This window comes from Halosolutus halophilus (genome assembly GCF_022869805.1).
GTDB classification, from domain to species: Archaea; Halobacteriota; Halobacteria; order Halobacteriales; family Natrialbaceae; genus Halosolutus; species Halosolutus halophilus.
In genome coordinates this window covers 295463-320268 of the sequence record NZ_CP094974.1, presented here as the reverse complement: position 1 = coordinate 320268, position 24806 = coordinate 295463, and the positions used below count along the sequence as shown (strand labels likewise).

The following is a 24806-nucleotide window of genomic DNA, read 5'->3' as shown; positions in this document are numbered from 1 at the left end:
TCTTTTCCCGTCGATCCCGGGACTAGTACTGTCCCTGCTGATCCCGACTTGAGATCGCCGACTCGTCGGGCCCGTGCGGCGCGCGTCGTCCGAATCCGCGGCCCGCGGAACCGCCCCGGGTCAGTCGCTACCCGATGCGGTTTCGCCGCCGATCTCGAGGCCGCGGGTCGGGTCGACCCACGAGCCGCCGTCGAAGTCGATCGCGTCGTTCCAGTGGGCGACGACCGTGGTGACGGCGAGGTCGCCGGTCACGTTCGTCATCGTCCGCAGCCGATCGAGGATCGGGTCGACGCCGGCGACGAACCCGACCACCTCGAGCGGCAATCCGAGCTGGGTCAGCACCAGCGTCAACATGATCAGCCCAGTGCCGGGGACGCCCCCCGCGCCGATGCTCGCGAGCACGGCGATGAGGACGACCGTCGCCTGCTCGACGATGCTCAACTGGACGCCGACGAGGTTCGCGGCGAAGATGGCGACGACGCCCTGGTACATCGCGGTCCCGTCCATGTTGATCGTCGCGCCCAGCGGGAGCGAGAAGCCGTAGACGCTCTCGTCGATCCGGAGGTTGTCGTCGGCGTTGGCCATCGTCACCGGGAGCGTCCCGCTCGACGAGCGGATCGAGAGCGCCGTCACGATCGCGTCCTTCGATCCCGCGAGGAACGCGATCGGGGACTGCCTCGTGAGCACGACGATCAGGCCGCCGAGGTAGACGACCCCGATGTGGATCAGGATTGCTGCCAGCAGGGTCGCGATCAACAGCGCGAACGGGACGATCGCGTCGACGCCGGCCTCGCCGAAGACGGCGGCCATGAGCGCGAAGACGCCGATGACGCCGTACTCCATGACGCCCCAGACGATCTTGAACAGCGCCTCGGTGCCGGCCTCGACGATGTCGAAGATCGACTCGACGCCGCGCCGAACGGCCTCGTCCTCGGTCGACTCCTGGATCATGAGGAGCGCGAGTCCGAAGACGATGACGAAGAAGATCGTCGCGAGGACGTCGCCCTCGGCCATCGCGCCGATCGGGTTCTCCGGGACGATGCCGATCAGCACCTCGGCGAAGTCGGGGGTATCGGCCGGGTCGAACTCGACGTCCTCGGCCAGCGTCAGCCCCGACCCCGGGTTGACCAGGTTGGATACTGCCAGTCCGATGACCACCGCGATCGCCGACATGACGGCGTACAGCGCGATGACCTGCCCACCGATCTTTCCGAGTGTCGAGGGCGTGATCCGCCGGATCCCCATCAACAGCGTGAAGATGACGATGGGGATGACGATCATGCTCAGCAACCGGACGAAGATATCGCCCAGCGGCTGGAGTGCCGTCGCGGCGTCGCCGACGAGCAGGCCGACGATCGAGCCCAGCACGAACGCCGCACCGATCCGGTAGACGATCGGGATCGCACGGTAGCGTCGCCACGCCGATCGAATGTTAGTTGTCACCATTTTACAGCCTCCGTATCACAGTTTAGATTCCGAATACAAAAGCGCATGAGAAAGTTCCTGGAATATATACGAGTAATAGGGCCCGTAACGTGATCAAAAAGACGAGTAATGTCGATATAATTCGATGAGCTGTCATCTGATAGCGCTCGTCGTGCGGTTCGATCCCCGACTTGCCGGATCGATCCTGTCGATCGGGCGGTGTCTCCGGCCCCCGTGAAAAACCGTTATGATCGGAGCGCACGTTCTAACACCCGATTCAGGCTGCCCCGACCGAGCAGGTGTTTTTCACGCCCTCGCGTGACGGCCCGCAATCACCGCGGATGTGAGACGCCATGGCTACGACATCGAAAGAGCAAGCTGAAGCGGCCCGTGCCGTCGACCTGTACCAGTTCGAGGGCACGGACTGCTACCAAGAGAGTGACGAACACGCCCGGTTACGCGGATACTTTCCGCTGACGCCCGGCACGCCGAACGCGAGCGACGCGGGTTCCGAGGAGGTGATGATCGTCTGCATCGAGATCGAACCCGGCGACTACCTTCCGTCCCACCGGGACAGCAACGAGGAACTGCTCGTCGTGACCGCGGGACGAGTCGAGGCGACGGTCGGCGACGACACGATCGACCTCGAGACCGGACAGTGTGCGGTCGTCCCCGAAATGGCACCACACGGGCTCTACAACGGCGGCGACGAAACCGCTCGCATCATCGGATTCTTCCCGGACACCGAACTGACCGCGACGTTCGAAGAACCCCTCGAGCCCTTCGGAACGGCCGAGGTGACGATCGAACCGGACCGGGAGGCGGAACGGGGGGACGACTAGCCTCGATCGCCGAGGTCGCACTCGACGCGACGGAAAGCGATCCCCGCCAAGGGTCCCGAAGCGACGGGATCGGGAGGTGTCGCGGTCGGCGTCGATCCGATCGCTGCCCCGGACGACGAGTCCGTCCCGTTACGCTTTACCCCCGCCGGCCCGAATCGGGGGCCAATGACTGCCCAGACCGCCCAGCAGGGCGACCTCGTAACCGTGATCGGCCTCGAGGTCCACGTCCAGCTGGAAACCGACACGAAGATCTTCTGTGGCTGTTCGACCGCCCAGACCGACGAGCCGAACGACAACGTCTGCCCGGTCTGTCTCGGACTGCCGGGTGCGTTGCCCGTCCTCAACGAGGCAGCCGTCGAGGCCGCCGTCAAGATCGGGAAGGCGATCGACGCCGACATCCCCGAAGAGACCCGCTTCCACCGCAAGAACTACTACTACCCCGATCTGCCGAAGAACTTCCAGATCACCCAGTACGACGAGCCGATCTGTGCTGACGGCGACCTCGAAATCGCCGTCGAGGGCGAGCGCCGGACGGTGACGATCGAGCGCGCCCACCTGGAAGAAGACCCCGGCAGCCTCCAGCACGTCGGCGGCGGTGGCGGCATCGACTCCGCCGACTACACCCTCGTCGACTATAACCGCGCGGGGACGCCGCTGATGGAGATCGTCACGGCACCGGACTTCCGCAGTCCCGACGAGGTGCGGGCGTTCCTCGCCGAACTCGAGGAGGTCCTGGAGTACCTCGGCGTCTTCGACGCCGAACGCGACGGCAGCCTCCGGATCGACGCCAACCTCTCGATCGTACCCGCCGACGAGATCGACGGCGGAGACACCGATGAGATCGGCGCGGACGCGCTCGCGGCCGCCAACCGGACGGAGGTCAAGAACATCTCGAGCCACAAGGGCGCACAGAAGGCCCTCGCCTACGAGGAGACCCGCCAGAAGAACGCGATCCAGCGCGGGCGTGCCGTCGAACAGGAAACACGTCACTGGGACGAGTCCCGCGGAATCACGGTCTCGATGCGATCGAAAGAGGAGGAGAAGGACTACCGCTACTTCGAGGAGGCCGACCTGCCGCCGCTTCGGGTGTCTCACTGGAAAGACGAGATCTCGATCCCGGAACTCCCCGCGGCCCGTCGCGATCGGTTCCAGGACGAGTACGGCCTGAGCGAGGAGGCCGCGTCGAAACTCACCTCCACGAAGCAGGTCGCGGACTTCTACGAGGACGTCGCGGGCGAGTTCGACCCCGACCTCGCGGCGACGTGGGTCGCGGACAACCTGCTGGGCGAACTCAACTACCGCGACATGGCGATCACCGACATCGCGGATCGACTCGACGAGATCTCGCGTCTCGTCGAACTCGTCACCGAAGACGAGATCACGGCGAAAAACGCCCGCGAAACCGTCCTTCGATCGATGCTCGACGACGAGAAAGCGCCCGACGCGATCGTCGAGGAGGAAGGACTGGGCAAGACCGGCGAGGACGAGGTCCAGCAGGCCGTCGTCGAAGCGATCGACGAGAATCCGGGTGCCGTCGACGACTACGAGTCGGGCGACGACGGCGCGATCAACTTCCTCGTGGGTCAGGTGATGCAAAAGACCGGCGGCAGCGCCGATCCGGGTGACGTCAACCAGCTGTTGCGAGCCGAACTCGAGGGCTGAGCCGGCCGATCGACGGGCGCGGACACATCGGACAGGCGCGGGCATCCGCGATTCCCCATGGTCCGGCGCGTCCGGCCGCTCGCCCTCGTTCTAACTCTGTTCGGTTTTTTACAACCTGAGTTAACAGAGTTGTATACTCCCACCACACAACTTACTATTGGACAGAACGTGTACGAGAGGTATGGATCGCATTTCGCTGGGGAACGACGAATTCGAGGGGCGAAACAACGCGTACGTACTCGCCGACGACGCTCACGACGAACTCGCACTCGTCGATACGGGGATCGCGATCGACGAGGTCCGATCGGAACTCCGGGCAGGATTGGCCGAGCGGGGCTACGAGTTCGCCGACGTCGACGACGTCGTCCTCACGCACTACCACGTCGACCACGCGGGACTCGCCGGCGAGATTCAGGCCGAGAGCGGCGCGACCGTCTACGTCCACGAGTCCGATCTGCCGCTCGTCGAGGGAGATCCGGAGGCGGTCGCCGCGGCCGACGAACGCCGCCGGACGTTGCTCGAGGAGTGGGGCGTCCCCGGGGACGCACAGGACGACCTGTTCTCGTTTCTCGAGGGGATGGCCCACGTCGATGGCGCGTCCCCGGACGCGACGCCGATCGAGGACGGCACGACCCTCGACGTCGGTGGACGGACCCTCGAGACGGTTCACACGCCGGGACACGCGGCCGGACTCTGTTGTTTCGAGACGAGCGTTGCGTCGGAGACGCAACGAACGGACGGCGAAGCCGTTGGTGACGGGGCCGAGGCGTTCGTCGGTGATGCCGTCCTCCCGGTGTACACGCCGAACGTCGGCGGCGCCGACGTCCGTGTCGAGCGACCGCTGGAAACGTATCTCGAGTCGGTACGCGAGATCGCGGACAGGGACTACGACTGCGTCTGGCCCGGCCACCGCGACCCGATCGAGGAACCGAGGGCCCGCGTTCGAGAGATCGTCGACCATCATCGGGAGCGGACCGCGGCGATCCTCGAAATCTTGCGCGACTGTGGACCGGCCGACGCCTGGACGGTCAGTCGACGACTGTTCGGCGACCTCGAGGGGATTCACGTCGTTCACGGGCCCGGCGAGGCGTACGCTCATCTCGACCATCTCCATCACGAAGGGATCGTGACGGTCGAGAACGGCCAGTATCGACTCGAAGATTCGGTCGTAGACGTCGAGGGCGTCGACCTGCCAGCCGAGTGAACTCCCGTCTTGTTTCTTGTTTCCACGTGTCGAATGTGGCATGCTAATCACCCTCATCTTTAATACAGATTAATCGAAACAGAACGATGAGAATCGGTAAAACAGTGACCTACAATGGTTAACAACGATAACAAAACTTCCAATTCGGGAAAAGATGGAAAAGGGGGAGTGAGTCGACGAACGTTCCTCGGGGCTGCCGGTACGGGGGCGGTCGCGACGACGTTCGCCGGCTGTCTGAGTGGCGGCGGCGAGGGCGGCTTCACGATCGGGCTCCTCGGTCCACTGGGGATCACCCAGGGCCTCGGGTCCGATCGAAGCGCCAAACTGGCCGTCGAAGAGATCAACGAGGACGGCGGAATCCGGGACGAAGACGTCGAGGTCGTCAGTGCGGATACGCGGGCCGATCCGTCGACAGCACAGGACGAGGCCTCGCGGCTGATCAATCAGGAGAACGTCGACGTGCTCATCGGGACCTTCTCCAGCGAGGTCTCGCTCAACATCATGGACATGATCGCCGAGAACGACGTTCCGTACATCGTCACCGGATCGGCGTCGCCGCAGATCATCGAGAACTCGGTCGGATCGGATTACGAGGCGAACAAGAACATCTTCCGATCCGGGCCGATCAACTCGTTCTTCCAGGCCGAGGCGATGGGCGGGTACGCCGACTACCTCTCGGACCATCACGGCTGGAACACGTTCGCGTACCTCGCCGACGACGCCGCGTGGACGGATCCGTTCACGAATAACCTGCCGGGCGAACTGGAATCGCGCGGCTACGACGTCGTCTACGAGGAAGAACTCTCGACCGAGATCGACGACTTCACGCCGGTCATGAACACGCTCGAGGACGAAGATCCCGACGCAGTCTTCCGGTTCTTCGCCCACATCATCGGCGGCCAGATGCTCGGGGAGTGGCACCAGCGCCAACTCGAGTTCGGCATCGAGGGAATCCACGTCGCGTCCATGACGCCGGACTTCTACGAACTCTCCGAGGGGGCGGCTACCTACGAGACGACGTCGCAGTCGGGCGCCGCCGGCACGACCGACATCACGGAGAAGACGCTCGACTTCGTCGATCGCTACCAGTCGTTCGTCGAGGACGACGAGGACGCGCCGCAACTCCCGATGTACATGGGGTTCAACACCTACGACGCGGTCTACCTGTACCGGGAAGCCGTCGAGGAGGCGGGCACCGCCGACTACGAAAACGGCCTCGACGACATCGTCGACGCGATGCTGGGCCTGGACTACACCGGTACCGCCGGCCACATCTCGTTCTACGACGAGAACGGCGAGTACCCACACGACGTCCAGGAAGAACGAGACGACGATGGCGTGATCAGTAACTTCCCGATCACTCAGTGGCGTCCCGAGGGCGGACTCGAGTGCGTCTATCCCAGTCAGCACCGCACTGCGGACCACATCGCACCGAACTGGATGAACTAGGAATGCTCGAATCGATCCTCTCGATACTGATCACCGGAGCGATGATCAGCGCGCTCTACGCACTCATCGCTATCGGATTCACGATGATTTTCGGCGTCGGCGGCGTGTTGAACCTCGCCCACGGCGCCCTGATCATGGCCGGTGCGTACGCGTTCATGGTACTCAACCGGGAGATCGTCTGGGAGTCGGTCGCGTTGCCCCAGATCGTCGTCTTCCCGCTCGCGGTCGGTATCGTCGCAGTACTCTCCTACGGGCTGTACGTCGGCCTCGTCCGACACATCGAGGATAACCCGGTGATCACGTTCCTCGCGACCGTCGTCCTCGCGACCGCGGTGACCGAAATCGCGATCGCCACCTTCGGCGACCAGCCCTACTCCTACACGGTCATCTCGGGGAGCATCGGCCTGGCCGGCACGGCCGTCTCGTACAACGATCTGGCCGGGTTCGTCGTCTCCTGGATCGCCATCGGGGTGTTGTGGTACTACATCACCCAGACCGATGGGGGCCGATCGATCCTCGCCGCGTCGATGAGCGAGCGGGGGGCACGACTGACCGGTGTGGACCTGCACTCGGTACAGACCCGAACGTGGCTCATCGCCGGCGTGCTTGCGGGCGTCGCGGGAGTCTTCCTCGGCGGCAATCAGGCTGCCACGCCGCTGATGTGGCTGAACCCGCTCGCACTGGCGTTCATCATCGTGGTGATCGGCGGCATCGGCTCGATCAAGGGATCGATCGTCGCCGCGTACCTGATCGGGTACACCGAGACCCTCACGGTCTCAGTGCTGGGCCAGAGCTTCCGTGGTATTCTCTCGCTGATCATCTTACTCGGCGTACTGTTCCTGTTACCGCAGGGACTGTACGGGAGGGAGTTCGTCCATGAGTGAAGACGTTCACCGTCTCGGAACGTTGCGCAGTACAGTCCAGCAAACGATCCTCGGCCCCAGCGGTCGAGTCGTCGCTCGCGCACTCACACCGATCGATCGGGCGCTGCAGCCCGGTGCGAATCACTTCAATCGCCTGTTCGGCCGCTACGTCGGCGACGTGACCGGGCTCCAGCTGGGCGTTCTCCTCGTTTCGCTCGTCGCGCTCGTCGCCGCCCCGGCCTGGGCGCCGTTGCTCGCGGGCAACTACATGCGAACGCTCACGCTCGCCTGCATCTGGGCGATTTTCGCCATGGGGTGGGACATCCAGAGCGGCTACACCGGCTACATCAGCTTCGGGCACTCGGTGCTGTCGGCCGCTGCCGGGTACACGACCGCACTGCTGGTCGTCAACGTCAGTCCGGACCTCGGGCTTGTGGTCACCATTCCCATGTCGATCCTCGCGGCGCTGGTGGTGGGACTCCTCATCGGGCTCCCATCGCTCCGACTGTCCGGGCCGTACTTCTCGCTCGTCACGTTCGTCTCCGTGCTCCTGTTCTACCGGTTGACGATCGGGTTCAGCGAGACACTCGGCGGCGAAAACGGGTTCCAGGCGGTCGAGGTGTTCACCTGGGACTTCACGGTGCGGTACTACTACATGCTCGTCCCGATGCTGCTCATCGCGGTCGCGTTGACGTTCGTGGCGCGGTCGAACGTCGGGATGGTGCTCGTCGCGATTCGCGAGAACGAACGCGCCGTGGCGGCTGCAGGACTCAATCCGACCAAATTCAAACTCTGGTCGTTCGCGCTGAGTTCGATCACGATGGGGATCGGCGGCGTTTTGCTCGCCCACTTCGGCGGGAACGTCGATCCCGCCACCTTCGTCGTCGTCGACCGGAGCATCGAGATGATCGCGATGGCCGTCATCGGCGGCATGAGTTCCGTCCTCGGCCCGATCGGCGGCGCGTTCCTGTTCGTGTTGCTCCGCGACGAGGTGTTGCGGCTCTGGTTCGGCCACTCGACGCGATGGCTCGTGCTCTGGTTCCTCGTCCTGCTGGTCCTCGTGTTCGCCCGGAACGGCCTGTTCCGCTGGTTCTGGCACACCGTCGGCTCGATCGGAGGTGATCGCGAGTGAGCCTCCTCGACGTCTCCGGCCTCACGAAGCGGTTCGGCGGACTCGTCGCCGTCGACGACTTCTCGCTGGCGGTCGATCGAGGCGAGATCGTCGGCCTGATCGGTCCGAACGGCTCGGGCAAGTCGACGGTGTTCAACTGTATCATGAGCAGCTACGACGTCACCGAGGGCACGATACGGTTCGACGGCGACGACATCACCGACGACGCGACCTACGAGGTCGTCAACAGGGGCCTCTCGCGGGTCTCCCAGGAGTCGAATCCGATCGACCTGTACCCCGTCGCCGGGAACATCAAGCTGTTCACCCTGCCGAACAGTATTCGCTCGTTCCACGGCGGGGCGAGCGACGAGGAGATCTACGAGTACGCCGCACGGATCGACCTCGAAGACAAACTCCACGAGATGCCGGACGAGTTGCCCCACGCGGACGTGCGTCGCCTCGAGATCGCGAAGGCGCTGGCGACGGACCCCGAGTTGCTGTTGCTCGACGAGCCCTTCGCCGGGATGAATCAGGCCGAGATCGACGAACTCGCGGCGCAGATCGAGCGCTTCCGCGAGGATGGGATGACGATGGTCGTCGTCGACCACAACATGGGCGGGTTGATGGACCTCGTCGACCGCGTCGTCGTGCTCAACAACGGCGAGAAACTCGCGGCTGGCTCGCCAGAAGCGATCGCCGAGAACGAACGCGTCCAGGAGGCCTACCTCGCTGGGGAGGGACGATAATGTCCGACACAGTCCTCGATATTCAGGATCTGAACGTTTACTACGGCAAGTCACACGCACTGAAAGGGATCTCCCTGTCGATCGACCGCGGAGAGATCTACGGCGTGATCGGTCCGAACGGCGCCGGCAAGACGACGATGCTGAACGCCATCGCCGGATTCGTCGACTACGACGGAACGGTGACGTACGACGGCACGGACCTGGCCACGAGACGGTCTCAGGAGATCGTCAGGGACGGCCTGATCTACTGTACCGAAGACCGGGACCTGTTCCCGTTCTTCTCGGTCCACGAGAACCTGCTGATGGGTGCGCAGTTCCGCGACGATCGCGACGCGGTCCAGGCGGACCTCGACATGGTCTACGACCTGTTCCCGCGGCTCGACGAACGCCGCGAACAGGAGGCGGAGACCATGAGCGGCGGCGAACAGCAGATGCTCGCCCTCGGCCGGGCGCTCATGAGCGATCCGGACCTGCTGATGCTCGACGAACCGACCCTCGGGCTCGCTCCGGTCATCATCGAGGACATCGGCAACGCGCTCGAGACGCTCCAGGAGAACGACGACCTGACGATCCTGCTCGCCGAGCAGAACTCGACGTTCGCGTTGCGCCACGCCGAACGGCTCTCCCTGATCGAGACCGGGGAGATCGAACTCGTCGGCACCTCCGACGAGTTCCACGACAACGAGTACGTCCGCGAGGCCTACGTCGGCGTTCACTGATCGTCGATCGTTCTCTCACCGCCGTCTACACCCCGCATCGGGATCGGAGCGCGAGCGCTACTCGATCGTCTCGAGGCCACCCTGGAACTCGGCGACGGCATCGCGGAACGCGTCGGGGACCCGCGTCGTCTCCTCGGTCTCGAGATCGACGGCGACGTGCGTGACCGTCCCGTCGGCGAGGAGTTGTCCGTCGTCCCGACGGCGGGCCCGATACTCCGACGTGAAACTCGCAGTCCCGAACTCGACGACGCGCATCTCGTTGACGACGACGTCACCGAACTCGGCCGCCTCGTAGTAGTTCAGTTCGGTGTTCGCGACGTGGGTCTGCCAGCCCCGATCGACCATGTCCTGGAAGGTGTACCCGATCTCGCGGAAGAACTCGCTCACGGTCTCGTCCTGGAAGGTGAAGTACTCGCCGTAGAAGACGATCCCCTGCTGGTCGGTCTCGGCGAATCGGACGCGGTTCTCGAACACGGGTTGAAAGCCGGGCCCGTCGGCGTCGCGGTCCGTCTCCGTCATACCGGCAACGGTCGGTCGACGGATAAAGCCGTATCGGCCCCGGCAATCGCTCACGCGAGCCACACACGACAGTCTCTCAGAGTCCGTCCTGTAACGCCGCGAGGTCGTCGGCGTCGTGCCCGCAAACGATCCGGGCGTCGTGACGGCGCTCCTCGTCTTTTAGCAGGCGCAGGCTCTCGTACCAGGCCCGTTTGCTCCACAGCAGGTCCCCGCCCATGGGGTGTTCGTCGTCGTAGTTCGCCCGCACGTAGGCCTGATCGCCGGCGAAGATCACGGTCCCGGCGTCGTCGAGGTCGAGTCGCACGCCGAGCAGTCCCGGCGTGTGTCCGGGAAGGTGGACGAACTCGAGGTCCTCGAAGTGCTGTTCGCGGGTTCCGTGGACGATCTCCCAGTTCAGGTTCCGGTCGAAGTCCCCCGCCACGTACGCGTCGCTGCCCGCGCCGGTCTTGGCGCTGTAGTAGGCGTATTTGAGTTCTTCTTCGTGGACGAAGATCGGCGTCTCCGTGTCCTCGAAGGCGTACAGGCCGCCCGCGTGGTCGAGGTGGAGGTGAGTCTGGATCACGTAATCGATGTCCCCCACGGCGTAGCCCGCCTCCGCGAGGTCGTCCTCGATCGGCCGGAGGCCCGTGTGTTCGAAGGCCGCGTACAGCTCGGCCGGCCAGTGCCCCGAATCCGCCTCGGGGTGGGAGCCAGTGTCCCAGAGGATCGTCCCCTCGGGGTGGTCGATCACGAGGTTGTAGACGGGGCCGTCGCCCATCGTCACGTCCGGATTGGGGTTGGCCGCCGTGCCCAGCGTGTAGCCCTCGACGATGTGGTTGAAGTCGGTGGTGATCGTGCCCCGATCGATCGGCGTGACGGTTGCGTCGACCATACCTCGATCACGACGGACCGACAGTTATAGATAGTGGGCTTCGTTGACGTGTTTCCTGTGCATGCCGGGCACAACTCTACCTGGGCTCCCGTCGACGAACCCACATGGTCAGGATTTCGACGATCGTGATCCTCCTCGGCGTCGGACTGCTGTTCGTTCCGATTCCACCGATCGCGACGATACTCGGCGTGCTGGTGATTCTCGTCGGCGTCGCGCTCAGATTGCTCACTGATAGCTAGCCCGGTGGATCGCGGTGTGCACCGCTGAACCCGATTCTGACCGGTGGTGAGGGCGCGTACGAAAGGTTCCTCGCTTTCCCTTCGGGCCGCCGAACGCTCTTCGTGAGCAATCTCGACCGACGAACGACGCTGAAGGCGATCGGCGCAGCGGTCCCGCTGGTCGGTGCCAGCGGAGTGGCGGGCGCACAGGACGACGGCGACGAACCCGACTAAGACGACGGGTTCGACGACGTCGACAACTACGAGGAGACCGAGGACGAGACCGACGCGGACGAGGTCACCGTCGCGGTCGGCGCGGGCGATCAGGGATTCCTGTTCGACCCGCCCGCGATCCGCGTCTCTCCGGAGACGACCGTCGTCTGGGAGTGGACCGGCGACGGCGGCGGTCACAACGTCGCTCACGTCCCCGACGCCGAGGAGGAACGCGACCTCTAGGTCGCGACCGGTGCCGACGAGCCCGTCTTCGAGAGCGAAGTCACCAGTGAGGAAGGGGTCACGTTCGAACACGACTTCGAGGAGGCGGGCACGTACCTGTACGTCTGTGAGCCTCACGAATCGATCGGGATGCGCGGGGCAGTCGTCGTCGAAAGCGACGACTCGTGAACGGTCGGCGTTCCCGTTGGCGGATCGACAGATAGTCTGTGTGCGGCGTTCGCTGACGGGTTCAAAAAACGGCGGTCGGGAGCGGAACAGGCTACGGACTCGCGAGCAGGTCCGGACTGTCGAGGAACTCCTGGATCCCCTCCGCGGCACGGAAGGCCAGCGCGCCGACGGTGCCGGTCGGGTTGTAGCCGCTGTTGTGAGCGAACGCCGACGCGCCTGGGATGAAAAGGTTGTGTGCATCCCAGCACTGCAGGTAGTTGTTCACGACCGATTCCTCGGGATCCTCGCCCATGATCGCACCGCCGGTGTTGTGGGTCGACTGGTAGGGCGTGATGTCGAAACTCCCCTCGAGAGACGTCGTGGCGTCGACCGTGTCGGCGCCCATCTCCTCCATGAGTTCCTCGAGTTGCGGCCCGATGTGCTCGACGAGGTTGCGGTCCTGCTCGCGCCAGTCGAAGGTCATCCGCAGCAGCGGGCGGCCGTACTGGTCCGTGTAGTTCGGATCGAGGTCGAGGTAGTTCTCCCGGAACGGGAGCACCGCCCCCTGGGCGGCAACTGACACCGAACTGTGGTAGTAGTCCAGACTCTGCTCTTTGAACTCCGACCCCCACGATGGGGTTCCCTCGGGAACCGGGTTGTTGGCGATCGGTCGATCGCCGGTCTGGTTGAGGGCGACGTTCCCGCCGTGGAGGAAGTCGAGGTCCTCGTGATCGAAGTTGTCGCCGTTCAGGTCGTCGAACGAGGCCCCGAGCGCGCCGGCGCCCATGTAGAGGTTCCACGCCTCGTCGTCGAAGAACCCGCGGGCGCTGGCGCCGAAGTTCTGGTAACAGTAGTTCTTCCCGACGACGCCCTCGCCCGTCTCGGGGTTGTACGGTTCGCCGATGTCCGAGAGTAACAGGAGGCGGACGTTGTTCAGCACGTAGGCGGTCAGCGCGACGACGTCGGCCGGCTGTTCGTACACGTCGTCGGTCTTCCTGTCGACGTAGCGAACGCCCTCGACGCGCTGCTCGTCCTCGTCGTACACGAGTTCGACGACGTCCGAGTGGGTCCGCAACTCGTAGTTCCCGGTCTCCTTGGCGGCCGGCAGCACGGTCGTGATCGGCGACGCCTTCGCCCCCCACTCGCAGCCGAACCGCTCGCAGTAGCCGCAGTACTGACACTGGCCCTGCTGGACGCCATCCGGGTTCGTGTACGACTCCGTCAGGTTGGCCGAAGGAGCCTGGAACGGCTCGAATCCGAGGTCGTCGGCCGTCTCCTTGAACCGCTCGAGCACCGGCGTTTCGAGCATCGGTGGCAAGGGGTAGTCTCGCGATCGGGGTCCCTCGTAGGGGTTACCAGCGTCCTGGATCTCGCCCTCGATGTTGCCCGCGGCGCCCGCGATGCCGGCGGTGTACTCGAACTCGTCGTAGTACGGCTCGAGTTCCTCGTAGCTGATTCCCCAGTCCTGTATCTGCATGTTCTCGGGGATCTTCTCCTCGCCGTACTCGTCGATCGTCCGCGACTGGATCTCGAAGTCGTACGGGAGGAACCGCCACGTCTGGCCGTTCCAGTGGACGCCCGCGCCGCCCTCGCCGGTTCCGGGGAGGAACGCGCCGAACCGGCGCATCGGCAGGGCGGGTTCGTCGACCGAGTTCCTGAAGGTGATCGTCTCCTTCGAGAGGTCCTGCATCAGCTTGTACCGCAGCGCGTAGCCCAACTCGTCGTGGACCGTGAAGAAGTTCTCCGTCTCGCGCTCGCCGCCTCGCTCGAGGCTCACGACCTGGTAGTCCTCCTGGGCGAGTTCCTTGGCGACGATGCCGCCGGTCCAGCCCGCGCCGATCGTCACGACGTCGACGGGATCGAGTTCCTGCGCCATCATCGATCAACCCCGTCGGCGGCCTCTTCGTCCAGATCCGCGCTGGTGACGTCGGCCTCGGCGTCGCCGCGTGCGGCCGCCTCGTCGACGATGTTCGGGTAGTCCGCCCCGGCAGCATCGTGGACGTGGGCGTGTCCCGCCTCGCTCTGATCGTTCGCCGGCTGATCGTTCTCGCCGCCGATCTCCAGCGACTCCACGTCGTCGGCCAGTTTTCGGTAATCACCCTCTTCGAGTTCGATGTACTCGCCCTCCTCGAGCGCTCCCCTGTAACTGCCGAGCGCGCCCGGCGTGCCTGGGAATCCCTTCAGTCGCCAGCCGATCATCTCCCGGTTGCCGCCGTACATGGGATCGGAGAACATCCCCTCGAGAGTGTTCTGTCGCAGGAGGAGGAAGAACCCGCCTGCGTCGAGGTCCGTCTCGTCGAAGGCGTCTACTTCGTCGTCCTCGAGCGCAGCGACGACTTCGTCCTGCTGCTCGTCGTCCAGGTCCGTAAACGAGTCCGCGTCGTACTCCGCTTGCGAGTACTCCTCGACGGCCCAGATACCCTGATCGTAGGCCTCGTTCGGCGTGAGCGAGTACTGCCACCCCTGCGTCTCCGAGGGGTTCGTCTCCGCCCAGGGGACGTCCACCTCGGGGTCGACGTCTTCCGGCTCTTCCGGATCGTCCTCGAACGGATCGGTCGGATCCTTTCCGGCGAACGGTCCCTGCATGTACCACCGTTCCCCCCGGCCCCAGGCCGAGTTCATCTGGTCGTCGATGAAGTAGACGACGCCGGCCTCCGGCGCACCCGGTCCGTTCTCGTCGGACGGATAGATCCGTCCCGTCAGGTCGCGGACCACCCGCGCCTGCTGGATCGTGAAGTACTCCAGCCCCTGCTCCTCGACCTCGACTTCTTCGACCTCCTGCATCGGCGCGACGTCGAATCGCTCCGGATCGAACGCGCCCTCCGCCGGCGCCGCGATTCCGAATACGGCCAGCCTGCCCCCGACCTGCATCATCTTCCGCCGCGACACGTCACGCGTAAAATCTATCTTAGAGTTGTCATGGTCTCCCATACAGGCGATGGACTCCGAATCGAGAGTTAACGAATATCCCTGCAGATGACGGCATCTCCGGGATACCACTCGCGGTGACGGGACGGACGGCAGTTCGCCCTTGCCGTAGGGTTCACGGTTTTCCGTCTCGTCGTCGAACGGTCCGGTATGAGCCAGACGCCGCGAGTGGTCGTCGTCGGTGGGGGACTCGCCGGCCTGGTCGCCGCGCGTCACCTCGCCGCCGGCGGTGGCGACGTGACGGTGTTCGAACGCCGCGATACCCCCGGCGGTCGCGTCCGGACGCGCGAGCGGGACGGGTTCCTGCTGGATCGCGGGTTCCAGGTGCTCTTTACCGCCTATCCTGCCGTGAAGCGAGAACTCGACCTCGACGCGCTCGACCTGCGTCGGTTCGCGCCGGGGGCCACCATCGCCCGGCCCAACCACCGATCGACGCTTTCCGATCCGATCCGCGATCCGATCGCCCTGCCGGCGACGCTGTTCAACCCCGACGTCTCGCTGGGGGACAAACTCCGGGTCGCGCGGCTCCGCTGGGACCTCCTGCGGACCGATCCCGACGCGATTTTCGATGGCGATCGCGGCGACGACTCGATCGACACCTACCTCCGCGATCGGGGCTTCTCCGATCGCTTCGTCGAGCGGTTCGCCGCGCCGTTCTACGGCGGCATCACGCTCGATCGATCGCTGTCGACCTCGAAGCGCGTCTTCGAGTACACCTTCCGAGCGCTCGCGGCAGGTGACACTGCCGTCCCGGCGGCCGGCATGGGGGCGATCCCCGAGCAACTCGCCAGCCGCGCACGCGACGCCGGCGCGACGATCGAGACCGGGACCGAGGTGACGGCCGTCGCGGCGGACGGGGACGCCGACGGCGACACGAACGCGACGGTAACGGCCGGAGGCGAGTCGATCGACGCCGACGCAGTCGTCGTCGCGACCGATCCCCCGACCGCTCGCGACCTGACGGGCGTCGAGTCGATCCCGACCGACGCGCGCGCCTGCGTCACCCAGTACTACGACCTGCCGGCGCGGACGGACCTCGAGACGGGACGTCGGCTGCTGTTGAACGCCACTGAATCCGGACCGAACCACGTCGTCCCCCACAGCGAAGTGGCCCCCGAGTACGCACCCGACGACGCCGTGCTGCTAAGCGCAACCTACCTGGGGGAGCGCGAGGAGAGCGACGACGAACTGGCCGATCGCACGCGGCGAGCGCTCGCCGACTGGTACCCCGAACGGCGGTTCGACGGCCTCGAGCCGATCCACACCGATCGGATCGGGTTCGCCCAGTTCGCTCAGCCACCCGGGATCCACGATCGGTTGCCGGGCCCGCGTGATCCGGCGGGGGCGGTCTACCTGGCCGGAGACTACACCCGGTGGTCGTCGATCCAGGGTGCGATGGAGAGCGGTCTGACGGCGGCGAAAGCCGTGATCGAGGATCGCGCCGGCTGATCACAGCATCTGACGGCACTCACCCAGCGGGGGAAACCACAGCGGTTCATCGTTCGCGTCGTCCCACACTGCCGGGTAGAACGCGTCCGCGTCGGTGACCAGTGGCGACTGAAAGTCGCGGGCGGACATCCCGTTGACCGTCGCCCCGCGCGCGAGGCGGGTGAACGCCGGCACTACGAGCACGTCGGCTCCCTCGTACGCGCCCGGTCCGTAGAGGAAACACGGTCGTTTGCGGCCGTCGATCGACAGCGCCGGGTGGTCGTGACCGATCACGTACCGATCGGCGTCCTCGTCGGGCCGTTCGTGGCCGTGACAGACGATCGTCGTTTCGCCCGGATCGCTTTCGAGGCGGTACTCGTCGACTGGGTCGCCGTCGAAAATCGACTCGAGCATCGTGTCGTGGTTCCCGCGCGCGACGACCAGCGACGCGCCGGCCCGATCGACGGCCCCGACGAGCCGCGACAGGTCGTCCTCGACGCCGTGGGGAATCCGAGCGAACGAGTGGAGGAGGTCGCCCGCGACGACGACCGTCGCCGGGGTCGTCGCCGCGAGGGCGTCTTCGAGTCGGGCGGCGGCGTCGGTGCCGTCGTCGATCGGGGCGTCGACGCTCGAGGCGGCCCCGCGACCGAGGTGGACGTCGGCGAGGACGAGCGCATCGGCTGCAGGAACGTAGACGGCGCGATCCTGGATAGCGAACGGGACGTCGACCGCGGTGTCGCTCATCACTCGGCGTTCGATCCCGATGCAGAACTATCTTCAGCCCCGGCGGAGTGGCCGCCGTCGGCCCGGACCTCGTTCCTGAGCGCCTCGTGGAGGTCGTACTCGGTGCCGGTGAGGATGAAGAGGACGTCCTCGAGCGGATCCAGCACTTCGGGGAGGATCCGGACCACGAGGTAGGTGATCCCGATGAGTGCGACGACCGACAGCGTCTGGGCGATGTAGTTGTGTGCGACGAGGAAGGAGACGCGGTCCGCCTCGGCACCCATGTAGGTCGTCATGAACGAGACCAGCCAGTCCTGCTGGAACCAGCCCCACGGCGACGCGATGCCGATGAAGACGTTCCGGACGAGGTTGAGGAACCAGATGACCCCGATCGCGAGGGCGAACGCGGTGACTTTCCGGCGGAGCGGTGCCTTCACCGCGGCGATCAAGCCGCCGAAGATGGACATGCTCCCGATGCCGGTACAGGCGAGGACGATGTAGGTCGTCCGGCCCGTCACGGTCTCGTCGGGATCGAAGGCGAACTTGCTCTGGTAGCCGTCCGCCCCCTCCGCGAGCCCGGGGCTGTACCCCACCAGCTCCATCGCGTAGTGGGTCTGGGCGGCAGTCGTCTCGATCAACCACGTCCGGACGAACGGGATCGTCTCGGCTGGCAGGTAGATCAGCCCCATGAACATCACCGCCTTCGTGAGGAGCATGAGCGAGTCCCGGCCCCGGTAGAGGAGATAGCCGGTGTAAGTACACAGCGGAAGGGCAGCGAGTGCGAGGACCGTCTGTAACGGACTCTGAATCTCGGTGTAGTAGTACGGCACCATCGTCAACCAGAAGACGCCGAAGACGAACCACGCGGCCGCGGCGACGTGACGGGCCGGGCCGAGCCGATCGCGCCACTGCAGCACGAGCGCGGCCACGAACGCGCCGATGGCGATCCACGCCAGTCCGTCGGTCATCCCGGAGTTGAGAAACGCCGGTATCAGCGGGGCGGCGTCCACAGTCTCGACGCCGACGACCGGTGCGCCGGTCGTCGTTACGAGCGACGACATTGTCATCTTGATGCGAAGGACTCTCGCGCTATCAACTTGACGCTCTACTGCAGCCTGTGACTCGACGCTCTACTGCAGCTGTGGGTCCGCGCGGCGACGGGTTGGTGTCGGCCGATCGGCCGCCGGTTAGCGGTCGACCGCTCGATCGTCGCCGGCCGCCGTCCCGCGACCGAGTACCTTTTTGCCGCACTCACGAGAAGATGGCCTATGGTCGACGTCCTCGACAACAAGCGAGCGGCGACGCGGTTCCGGATCCTCGTCCAGATCGCCGAGCGCCAGCCCGCGGTCAGTCAGGGAGAGATCGCCGAGGAGGTCGGCGTGACGAGCCAGGCCGTCAGCGAATACATCCGCGAACTCGTCGACGACGGTCTCGTCGAGAAGGAAGGACGATCGCGGTATCGCGTCACGAACGAAGGCGTCGACTGGCTCTTTCGCGCCGCAGACGACGTTCGCCGGTTCGCCGACCACGTCACCGGCGACGTCCTCGGGGCGATGAGCGAGGCCGCCTACATCGCCACCGACGACATCGAGGAGGGCGAGACCGTCTCTCTGTTCGTCGAGGACGGCCTGCTCCACGCGAGTCCGGGCGACGAGGGGCCCGCGACCGGCGTCGCGACGACCGACGCGGAGGCGGGGACCGACGTCGGCGTCACCAGCTTCGAGGGCGTCATGGACCTCGAACCCGGCTCCGTGACCGTGTTGCAGGTCCCGACGGTCCGCTCCGGCGGAAGCCGGGCAGTCGACGATTCGACTATCACCCGACACTGTGACGACGACGATCGCGTCGTCGCCGCTGGCGTCGAGGCCGTCGTCGCCTGTCGACGGGCCGACGTCGATCCGATCGTCACGTTCGCGGCCGGCGAGGTCGCGGCCGAGGGGGCCGAGCGCGGCCTCCACGTGACCGCCGTCACGACGACCGACGAGGTCGGACGGATCACCGACACGCTCCGGGACGCCGGCGTCTCCTACGAAGTGCTCGAGGACTGACCCGCCCGGACGCTGGACGATTCCGGGGCCCGTCGCGCTCGAGAACGATCGCTCCTGGCGTCTCGGCTATCGAGTTCGACGGAAGGACCTGATTCTGCGTCGATGCCGTCACTGCCGTCGACGATCGGCGTCCGCCGACGGGCACGCTCGACACGAACACGATCGGCGACGGTCCTGGACCGTCGAGCGTGGTCGTTACCCGATGTAGCGCAGGTCGTCGTCGGTCGGGACGTCCATCGCCTGTTGCTGTTCCATCTCCTGGATCTTGCCGACGACCTCCTCCATCTCGTCGGCGCGCTCGTCGAGCGTCTCGTAATCGAGTTCGAAGCCGAGCACGGCTTCGAGCACCTCGAGGACGGCGCGGGCACTCTTCGGATCGACGAGGTAGCCGCTGGTTTCGCCCATCAGGCAGACCCCGTCGAAGCCACGCCGCTCGCCCAGTCCGAGCAGCAGTCCCGACACGCCGACGATCCCGCCGGCCGGTTCGTCCTCGCGGAACTCGACGCCGGCGTCCTCGTGGGTTTCGAGCAGCGACTCGTCGTTGACCGCACCGACGACGGCGTACTCCTCGATGAGTTCACCCGTCGGCACGCCGCCGAGCGCGTACGCCACCGTCGCGCCGAACTCCGCGGCGATGTCGAGGAAGGCGTCGGTCAACAGGTAGTGGCCCTCGTTCGTCTGCGCCTGGTGGTCTCCCGTCAGCAAGAGCATGTCGCGGCCGTCGGGGACCGAGACGGCGTATATCTCGGCACACGTGAGTTCCGAGACCCCGTCCTCGACGCTCACTTGCGGTGGGAACTCGCGGGAGTAGACCCGACGCACGAGCGTACTCTCGGCTTCGAGTTCCTCGAGCAGGTGTTCGACGGCGAGCGTTCCGACGTGACCCACACCAGGCAACCCCTCGACGAGGACGGGATCGGTGAGGTCGACTTCGGCGACTGCGTCGATCTCGAGTTCGTCCATACCGTATCAGCGCCGGCGACGTTTAAGAGACCGTCGGTACTTGCCGTACGGATCGGCGGGATCGAACGGGGCCGGCGCGCTGTTCTCGGCGTCGGCTCCGCACTTCGGACAGCTGTCAGAAAGGGTGTACACCGGGCGATCGTGGGTCTCGCGCCACGCCGAACACACCCGGATGTCGGATTTCATCGCTCGTTACTCGTCGTCGGTCCGGCGTTCGCGATGGTACTCGCCCTCACCACCCTGCTGCTCGATCGCGGCTATCGCGCGCCGCGCACTCTCCTCGAGCTGGGACTCGGCGGTCTTGTAGTTCGGGGCCTGCACCTCGATGCGGTACTCGGGTGCGCCGACGTAGCTGACGTCGAGGTCGACTTCCTCGGGGACCTCGCCGTTGCCTTCGGCGGCCGCGAGGGCCTCGCGGATCCCGTCGACGCCGCTCGGCGAGGGGTTCTCGAGGTCGACGTAGCCGGTGACGTTGACGTACGGTACCGAGACGTTCTCGCGTGCCGTGTCGACGATCGAGTCGATCTCGTCCTCGTCGAGATCGGTGTCCTCGAGGGCTTCTTCGCCGTGGATCGCGGCCTGTTTGAAGCCCTCGTAGAGGCTTCCGTGGGCAGCGATCAGTTCGTTGGCGATCGCGGTGTAGTCCTCGTCGTCGATCTCCTCGCCGAGTGCGAGGCTCATCCAGTTGTCGGCCTTCTGCTCGTTTTTCCACTGCTGGATCTTCTCCGAGCGCTGGTGATCGTTGACGTCTTTCAGCGAGAGGTCGATCTGCTGGGAGCCCTCGTCGACGTCTAAGACCTTGCAGACGACGATCTGACCCTCGCGGACGTGATCGCGGACGTTCTTGATCCAGCCGCTCGCGACCTCGGAGATGTGGATCAGGCCGCGCTTGTCTTCGTACTCCTCGAGATCGACGAAGACGCCGAAGTCTTCGATCTCGTCGATCTTGCCGACGACGAGTTCGCCGGGATCGGGCCAGCCGCTGTATTTCATCGTGACTCGACTGTTTCGAGTACTTCGTGCTCGATCTCGGCCTTCCCGCCGGTCGGCCGGGCGAGGGTCGTGCCACAGACGGCACACGAGACCTCCGTGGCGGCCTTGCCGAAGACGACCTGCTCGTTCTCGCAGTCACTGCAGCGGACGCTGTAGAAGTTTCCTGACATGGTGATCACTCCTGGAACTCGAGTCGGCCGGCGCGCCATCCCTCGCGGAGGTGGGCCTTTCCACACTCGCTGCAGCGGTACTTGAGGTCGGTTTTCTTGGTCGGCTTCTCGCCACCGGGCACTTTCGAGAAGCGACCGGAGTTCCCGATGCTCGCGGTGTTGCGTCGGGTTCGGCGAGCGTCCCACTTCATCCCGGAGGAACGACCCGATCGGGCCTTCTCGACTTCGTGTTCGTGGTGTTCGTTACAGTGGGGGCAATAGGTGTTGAATCGGCGTGGCATCTGCATGGTTATCTCACTTGGCGTGGGCTAAGACAGCGCCGTTTAAAACCCGTTTGGTTCGTCGCGGGCGGCCGGTCGGAGACGTCCGTGTTGCATACGACCGCCAGTCCCGTGACCGGACGCTGGCCCCGTGTCACGTCGTTGCTGCCAGTGGGGTCCTGCAGGTGTAGTAGCTACTGACAGTCAGTGCACACCCGATCGCACGACGGCTATGCGATCGGTGTGAACAGGTTCAGTCGTTACGATAGGCACCGTCTACCGGGACGGGTACGCCGCCGCCGGGGCCTCGAGTTCGACGACCAATCGCACGCCCGGACGCTGCTGTGGATGCGAACGCTCGGCGCACGCCGATGATCATCGGCGCGCTCGCCGTCACTGCGAGGGCGGTTCGACACCCGCGAGCTCACACGATACCGTTCGATCGCGAACGGCTAACCAGCCGATCGTCGCCGCTCGTGGCGGCCCGGACTCCGAAACGCTTACTCCCCTCTCGGGAGAATTCGCCGCCATGAAGCAGCTCATCATTCACGGGGACCCCGGAATCCGGAAAGGTGCCGTCATCGAGTACGACGGGACCGAAGTGGTCTGTTTCGCGATCAATCGCAACGGCGAGTACCACGGCCCCGAAGAGGTCCAGCTCTGGTGTACCGTCGGCACCGACGACGAGTTCGAGGACTTCGAGAAGCGGAACTTCCAGCCCCACTTCCTTGACGTCGATCGAGTCGACGCGGACGCCGTCGAGGTCGTTCGGCCGAGAGGCGACCTCGCGATATAAGGCCCGCCAGCCAGCGGTCGGTCTCCGAACGTTTTTCGTCCCGTAGTTAGAGGGTGACGTACGAATGAGCCGGACGGTCGGTCTCGTCGTGCCCGCATTCCGTCCGAACGTCGACGCGCTCCGCGCTTACGTCCGCGAACTCGATCGCCGTCTCGACCTCGAGACGATCCGGGTCGAACTCGACGATCCGACCGCCAGCACGCGCGATCGACTCGAGGGGCTCCCCGCGTCCGTCAACGCGGTCGACGAGCGTCGCGGAAAAGGCGGTGCCATCACCGCGGGTTTCTGTGCGCTCGAGACTGACGTTCGCGCATTCGTCGACGCCGACGGCAGCACGGCCGTCGACTCCGTCGGTGCGATCGTCGATCGGGTTCGTGGCGGGCGGACGGATCTCGCGGTCGGATCGCGTCGCCATCCCGACGCCGACGTCGTCACCCGGCAGTCGGCACGCCGTCGGCTGCTCGGCGACGCGTTCGCGTGGCTCGCCTGCCGACTCCTCGCCGTCTCGGTGACGGATTACCAGTGCGGTGCGAAGGCGATCGACGCGGCCGCGTGGGCCGACGTCAGTGACCGGCTTCGCGAGCGGGGGTTCGCGTGGGACGTGGAACTCCTCGCCCTCGTCGACGCGCTGGACTATCGCATCAGCGAGGTGCCGGTGACGTGGGCGGACGACCCGGAGTCGACCGTGTCGTCGATCTGGGCGACCCGAGACCTCGCGACCGGCCTCTGCCGGGCGCGCCACCGGGCGAAGCACCTCCGGGGCGATCGGTTCCACACGGCGATCGCAAACCGTCGATCGGACGCACAGACAGTGATCGAAGCCCTGGAGCGTCGTCGGACGCGCTCACCGCGAGATCGGACCCACGACGATGAGTGATTCGCTCGCCGACGCCATCCGAACGCGATTTCGGGCGCTGCTATCGGCGAGCAGGTTCAGCCAGTTCGCCGGCGTGGGGGGCGTCGGCGCGATCGTCGACAACGGCGTCCTCCTGATGCTCGTCGAACTGGCCGACGCCGGATTCGTCCTCGCGAAAGTCGTCGCCTGGGCGATCGCGATCGCGGTCATCTTCGCGATCAACGAGGCGTGGACGTTCGCGACGTTCGGCGATATGTCGCCGCGAGCGCTGGCTGTTCGGCTCTCGCGATCGTACGTGGTCCGGTTCGGCGGGTTCCTGGTTACGCTCGCGGTGTACTGGGGACTGGTGATCCTGTTCGACGTCATGTACCTGCTCGCGAACGTGATCGGGATCGGCGCCGGCTTTTTTGTCAATTACGCCTCCGAGAGCCTGTTCACGTGGAAGGTTCATCGGGACTAACGGTAGAAACCCACATACGGCGGCCGAATCACAACCCTTAACTAGGGCACTCGGGTATAATCTGGTAGCGGGATGGGATAGCCAGGAGATTCCGGCGGGCTCATAACCCGCAGATCGGTAGTTCAAATCTACCTCCCGCTATGTTTTGGCGCGAACAAATTCGTGAGCGCCACCCATAACACGGTGGTTCAAGCTACCTTCCGCTATACTTTTGCCGCGAGCAAATTCGCGAGCGGCAAGTCTAGCACGGAGTTGTTTGAACCAGATAGCACCCGAGCACAGCGAGGGGGACGGCGTGGTTCAAATCACCCTCCCGCTACTTTCGACGCTCCCGCCCGAGAGCCATACGATCGTCCGCCGGCCGATTCCGATCGCGGGCGACCGACGTGTTACGGCGAAATCGTAAAGGTCGTCTCGCTGTCGAGGTTGCGTTCGGCGGGCCGATCGACGTTGAGGGCGACGGAGAGGGTGTGCGTACCGGACTCGAGCGGTTCCCACTCGCGTTCCGTGACCCGAATCTGAGGCTTCCAGCGCCGTTCGACCACCTTGCGTTCGCTACGAGAGAAGTTGATGACGCTAGTTCGGTCCGGGACCCGCGCCGGGACTTCGCTCGCGCGGGCGATACCGTCGACCGACCACCGCCAGAGTTCCGGCGACTCGGTGACGATGCGAACGGGAAACGGGAAGCGATTGCGAAACGTCGCCCGCCAGCGGACCGCTTCGTCCGGCGCGTACTCGTCTTTGTCCGTCTCGAGGTGGACGCTCACCGCGCGGTCACGGAGCCAGACCGGGAGGAACGCGTGGCTGGCTGCCTCCCAGTCGATCATCTTCCGTGAGCGCTCGTCGGATTCGCTCGGCGAGAACGGGTCCTCGTCGTCCCGCGAGAGCGCGTCGGACTCGTAGATACGACGCATCGGGTCACTGTAGGAAGCTCCCGCCCAAGAAACGT

27 protein-coding genes, 1 tRNA gene and 1 pseudogene are annotated in these 24806 nt (G+C 65.3%); 16 read left to right on the top strand and 13 right to left on the bottom strand.

Annotated elements, in window-relative coordinates; all coding sequences use genetic code 11:
* Window positions 1-120: 120 nt before the first annotated feature.
* A complete protein-coding gene (locus tag MUG98_RS01680; RefSeq protein WP_265110454.1) occupies window positions 121-1446 on the bottom strand; it encodes a dicarboxylate/amino acid:cation symporter in 1326 nt (441 codons plus the stop codon).
* Window positions 1447-1778: 332 nt separating this feature from the next.
* Between MUG98_RS01680 and MUG98_RS01675 the strand changes: the two genes are divergently transcribed.
* The 8 genes from MUG98_RS01675 to MUG98_RS01640 all read left to right on the top strand — a co-directional run bounded on the left by MUG98_RS01675 (window position 1779) and on the right by MUG98_RS01640 (window position 10021).
* Complete coding sequence (locus tag MUG98_RS01675; protein ID WP_265110453.1) at window positions 1779-2267, top strand: cupin domain-containing protein; 489 nt, start codon at window positions 1779-1781, stop codon at window positions 2265-2267.
* Between the two features lie 165 nt (window positions 2268-2432).
* Entirely contained in the window at window positions 2433-3929 is a 1497-nt protein-coding gene (gene gatB / locus MUG98_RS01670) for an Asp-tRNA(Asn)/Glu-tRNA(Gln) amidotransferase subunit GatB (protein WP_265110452.1), read from the top strand.
* A gap of 181 nt (window positions 3930-4110) precedes the next feature.
* Entirely contained in the window at window positions 4111-5133 is a 1023-nt protein-coding gene (locus tag MUG98_RS01665) for an MBL fold metallo-hydrolase (protein WP_265110451.1), read from the top strand.
* Window positions 5134-5247: 114 nt separating this feature from the next.
* A complete protein-coding gene (locus tag MUG98_RS01660) occupies window positions 5248-6582 on the top strand; it encodes an ABC transporter substrate-binding protein (protein ID WP_265110450.1) in 1335 nt (444 codons plus the stop codon).
* A gap of 2 nt (window positions 6583-6584) precedes the next feature.
* Window positions 6585-7466 carry a branched-chain amino acid ABC transporter permease gene (locus MUG98_RS01655; RefSeq protein ID WP_265110449.1) on the top strand — a complete coding sequence of 294 codons (882 nt, stop codon included), beginning with the start codon at window positions 6585-6587 and terminating at the stop codon, window positions 7464-7466.
* Window positions 7459-8577 carry a branched-chain amino acid ABC transporter permease gene (locus MUG98_RS01650; RefSeq protein WP_265110448.1) on the top strand — a complete coding sequence of 373 codons (1119 nt, stop codon included), beginning with the start codon at window positions 7459-7461 and terminating at the stop codon, window positions 8575-8577. The genes MUG98_RS01655 and MUG98_RS01650 overlap by 8 nt, the downstream gene beginning before the upstream one ends.
* The gene (locus MUG98_RS01645; RefSeq protein ID WP_265110447.1) at window positions 8574-9302 is read left to right on the top strand and encodes an ABC transporter ATP-binding protein; all 729 of its coding nucleotides are present in this window, start codon (window positions 8574-8576) and stop codon (window positions 9300-9302) included. Before MUG98_RS01650 ends, MUG98_RS01645 begins: the two co-directional genes overlap by 4 nt.
* Window positions 9302-10021 (top strand): ABC transporter ATP-binding protein, encoded by a 720-nt coding sequence (locus tag MUG98_RS01640; RefSeq protein WP_265110446.1) that lies wholly within the window; start codon window positions 9302-9304, stop codon window positions 10019-10021. Before MUG98_RS01645 ends, MUG98_RS01640 begins: the two co-directional genes overlap by 1 nt.
* Before the next feature lie 57 nt (window positions 10022-10078).
* On the opposite strand, the gene MUG98_RS01635 is transcribed toward MUG98_RS01640, so the two are convergent.
* Window positions 10079-10540 (bottom strand): acyl-CoA thioesterase, encoded by a 462-nt coding sequence (locus MUG98_RS01635; protein WP_265110445.1) that lies wholly within the window; start codon window positions 10538-10540, stop codon window positions 10079-10081.
* 76 nt (window positions 10541-10616) lie between these two features.
* Complete coding sequence (locus MUG98_RS01630) at window positions 10617-11411, bottom strand: N-acyl homoserine lactonase family protein (RefSeq protein ID WP_265110444.1); 795 nt, start codon at window positions 11409-11411, stop codon at window positions 10617-10619.
* Between the two features lie 104 nt (window positions 11412-11515).
* Between MUG98_RS01630 and MUG98_RS01625 the strand changes: the two genes are divergently transcribed.
* Both MUG98_RS01625 and MUG98_RS25320 read left to right on the top strand, forming a co-directional pair.
* Window positions 11516-11650 (top strand): transporter, encoded by a 135-nt coding sequence (locus tag MUG98_RS01625; protein WP_265110443.1) that lies wholly within the window; start codon window positions 11516-11518, stop codon window positions 11648-11650.
* Window positions 11651-11962: 312 nt separating this feature from the next.
* A pseudogene (locus tag MUG98_RS25320) lies at window positions 11963-12253 on the top strand (halocyanin domain-containing protein).
* A gap of 91 nt (window positions 12254-12344) precedes the next feature.
* On the opposite strand, the gene MUG98_RS01615 reads toward MUG98_RS25320, so the two are convergent.
* Together MUG98_RS01615 and MUG98_RS01610 are read right to left on the bottom strand one after the other, a co-directional pair.
* On the bottom strand, window positions 12345-14108 hold the full coding sequence (locus tag MUG98_RS01615; RefSeq protein WP_265110442.1) for a GMC family oxidoreductase: 1764 nt from the start codon (window positions 14106-14108) through the stop codon (window positions 12345-12347).
* Window positions 14108-15103, bottom strand: coding sequence for a gluconate 2-dehydrogenase subunit 3 family protein (locus MUG98_RS01610; RefSeq protein WP_425601105.1), 996 nt, complete (start codon window positions 15101-15103; stop codon window positions 14108-14110). The genes MUG98_RS01615 and MUG98_RS01610 overlap by 1 nt, the downstream gene beginning before the upstream one ends.
* A gap of 207 nt (window positions 15104-15310) precedes the next feature.
* On the opposite strand from MUG98_RS01610, the gene MUG98_RS01605 reads away from it, so the two are divergent.
* Entirely contained in the window at window positions 15311-16609 is a 1299-nt protein-coding gene (locus tag MUG98_RS01605; RefSeq protein WP_265110440.1) for an NAD(P)/FAD-dependent oxidoreductase, read from the top strand.
* Here the strand turns inward: MUG98_RS01605 and MUG98_RS01600 are convergent, their stop codons facing one another.
* Window positions 16610-17332: a metallophosphoesterase gene (locus MUG98_RS01600; protein ID WP_265110439.1), complete on the bottom strand. Its 723-nt coding sequence runs from the start codon at window positions 17330-17332 to the stop codon at window positions 16610-16612. It lies immediately after the preceding gene.
* Complete coding sequence (gene artA, locus MUG98_RS01595) at window positions 17332-18372, bottom strand: archaeosortase A (protein WP_265112532.1); 1041 nt, start codon at window positions 18370-18372, stop codon at window positions 17332-17334. Before artA ends, MUG98_RS01600 begins: the two co-directional genes overlap by 1 nt.
* A gap of 207 nt (window positions 18373-18579) precedes the next feature.
* Between artA and MUG98_RS01590 the strand changes: the two genes are divergently transcribed.
* Entirely contained in the window at window positions 18580-19359 is a 780-nt protein-coding gene (locus tag MUG98_RS01590; protein ID WP_265110438.1) for a DUF7839 domain-containing protein, read from the top strand.
* Window positions 19360-19554: 195 nt separating this feature from the next.
* On the opposite strand, the gene MUG98_RS01585 is transcribed toward MUG98_RS01590, so the two are convergent.
* Genes MUG98_RS01585 through MUG98_RS01565 form a run of 5 tightly spaced genes read right to left on the bottom strand, consistent with a single transcriptional unit; the run spans window position 19555 to window position 21772 of the window.
* Window positions 19555-20322, bottom strand: coding sequence for a proteasome assembly chaperone family protein (locus tag MUG98_RS01585; protein ID WP_265110437.1), 768 nt, complete (start codon window positions 20320-20322; stop codon window positions 19555-19557).
* A gap of 6 nt (window positions 20323-20328) precedes the next feature.
* Entirely contained in the window at window positions 20329-20508 is a 180-nt protein-coding gene (locus MUG98_RS01580; protein ID WP_265110436.1) for an RNA-protein complex protein Nop10, read from the bottom strand.
* Between the two features lie 6 nt (window positions 20509-20514).
* Window positions 20515-21315 (bottom strand): translation initiation factor IF-2 subunit alpha, encoded by an 801-nt coding sequence (locus MUG98_RS01575; RefSeq protein ID WP_265110435.1) that lies wholly within the window; start codon window positions 21313-21315, stop codon window positions 20515-20517.
* Window positions 21312-21485, bottom strand: a complete 174-nt coding sequence (locus tag MUG98_RS01570; RefSeq protein WP_265110434.1) for a 30S ribosomal protein S27e — start codon at window positions 21483-21485, stop codon at window positions 21312-21314. Before MUG98_RS01570 ends, MUG98_RS01575 begins: the two co-directional genes overlap by 4 nt.
* Window positions 21486-21490: 5 nt before the next feature.
* On the bottom strand, window positions 21491-21772 hold the full coding sequence (locus MUG98_RS01565; protein WP_250141044.1) for a 50S ribosomal protein L44e: 282 nt from the start codon (window positions 21770-21772) through the stop codon (window positions 21491-21493).
* Between the two features lie 502 nt (window positions 21773-22274).
* On the opposite strand from MUG98_RS01565, the gene MUG98_RS01560 reads away from it, so the two are divergent.
* The 4 genes from MUG98_RS01560 (at window position 22275) to MUG98_RS01545 (ending at window position 23998) form a co-directional block, all read left to right on the top strand.
* Window positions 22275-22541: an HAH_0734 family protein gene (locus tag MUG98_RS01560; protein ID WP_265110433.1), complete on the top strand. Its 267-nt coding sequence runs from the start codon at window positions 22275-22277 to the stop codon at window positions 22539-22541.
* 64 nt (window positions 22542-22605) lie between these two features.
* Complete coding sequence (locus MUG98_RS01555) at window positions 22606-23418, top strand: glycosyltransferase (RefSeq protein WP_265110432.1); 813 nt, start codon at window positions 22606-22608, stop codon at window positions 23416-23418.
* Entirely contained in the window at window positions 23411-23857 is a 447-nt protein-coding gene (locus tag MUG98_RS01550) for a GtrA family protein (protein ID WP_265110431.1), read from the top strand. The genes MUG98_RS01555 and MUG98_RS01550 overlap by 8 nt, the downstream gene beginning before the upstream one ends.
* A 66-nt stretch (window positions 23858-23923) precedes the next feature.
* Window positions 23924-23998: transfer RNA gene (locus MUG98_RS01545), tRNA-Met, on the top strand.
* A 248-nt stretch (window positions 23999-24246) separates the two neighbouring features.
* Here MUG98_RS01545 and MUG98_RS01540 read toward each other — a convergent pair.
* A complete protein-coding gene (locus MUG98_RS01540) occupies window positions 24247-24771 on the bottom strand; it encodes a DUF7974 family protein (protein ID WP_265110430.1) in 525 nt (174 codons plus the stop codon).
* Between the last annotated feature and the right edge of the window lie 35 nt (window positions 24772-24806).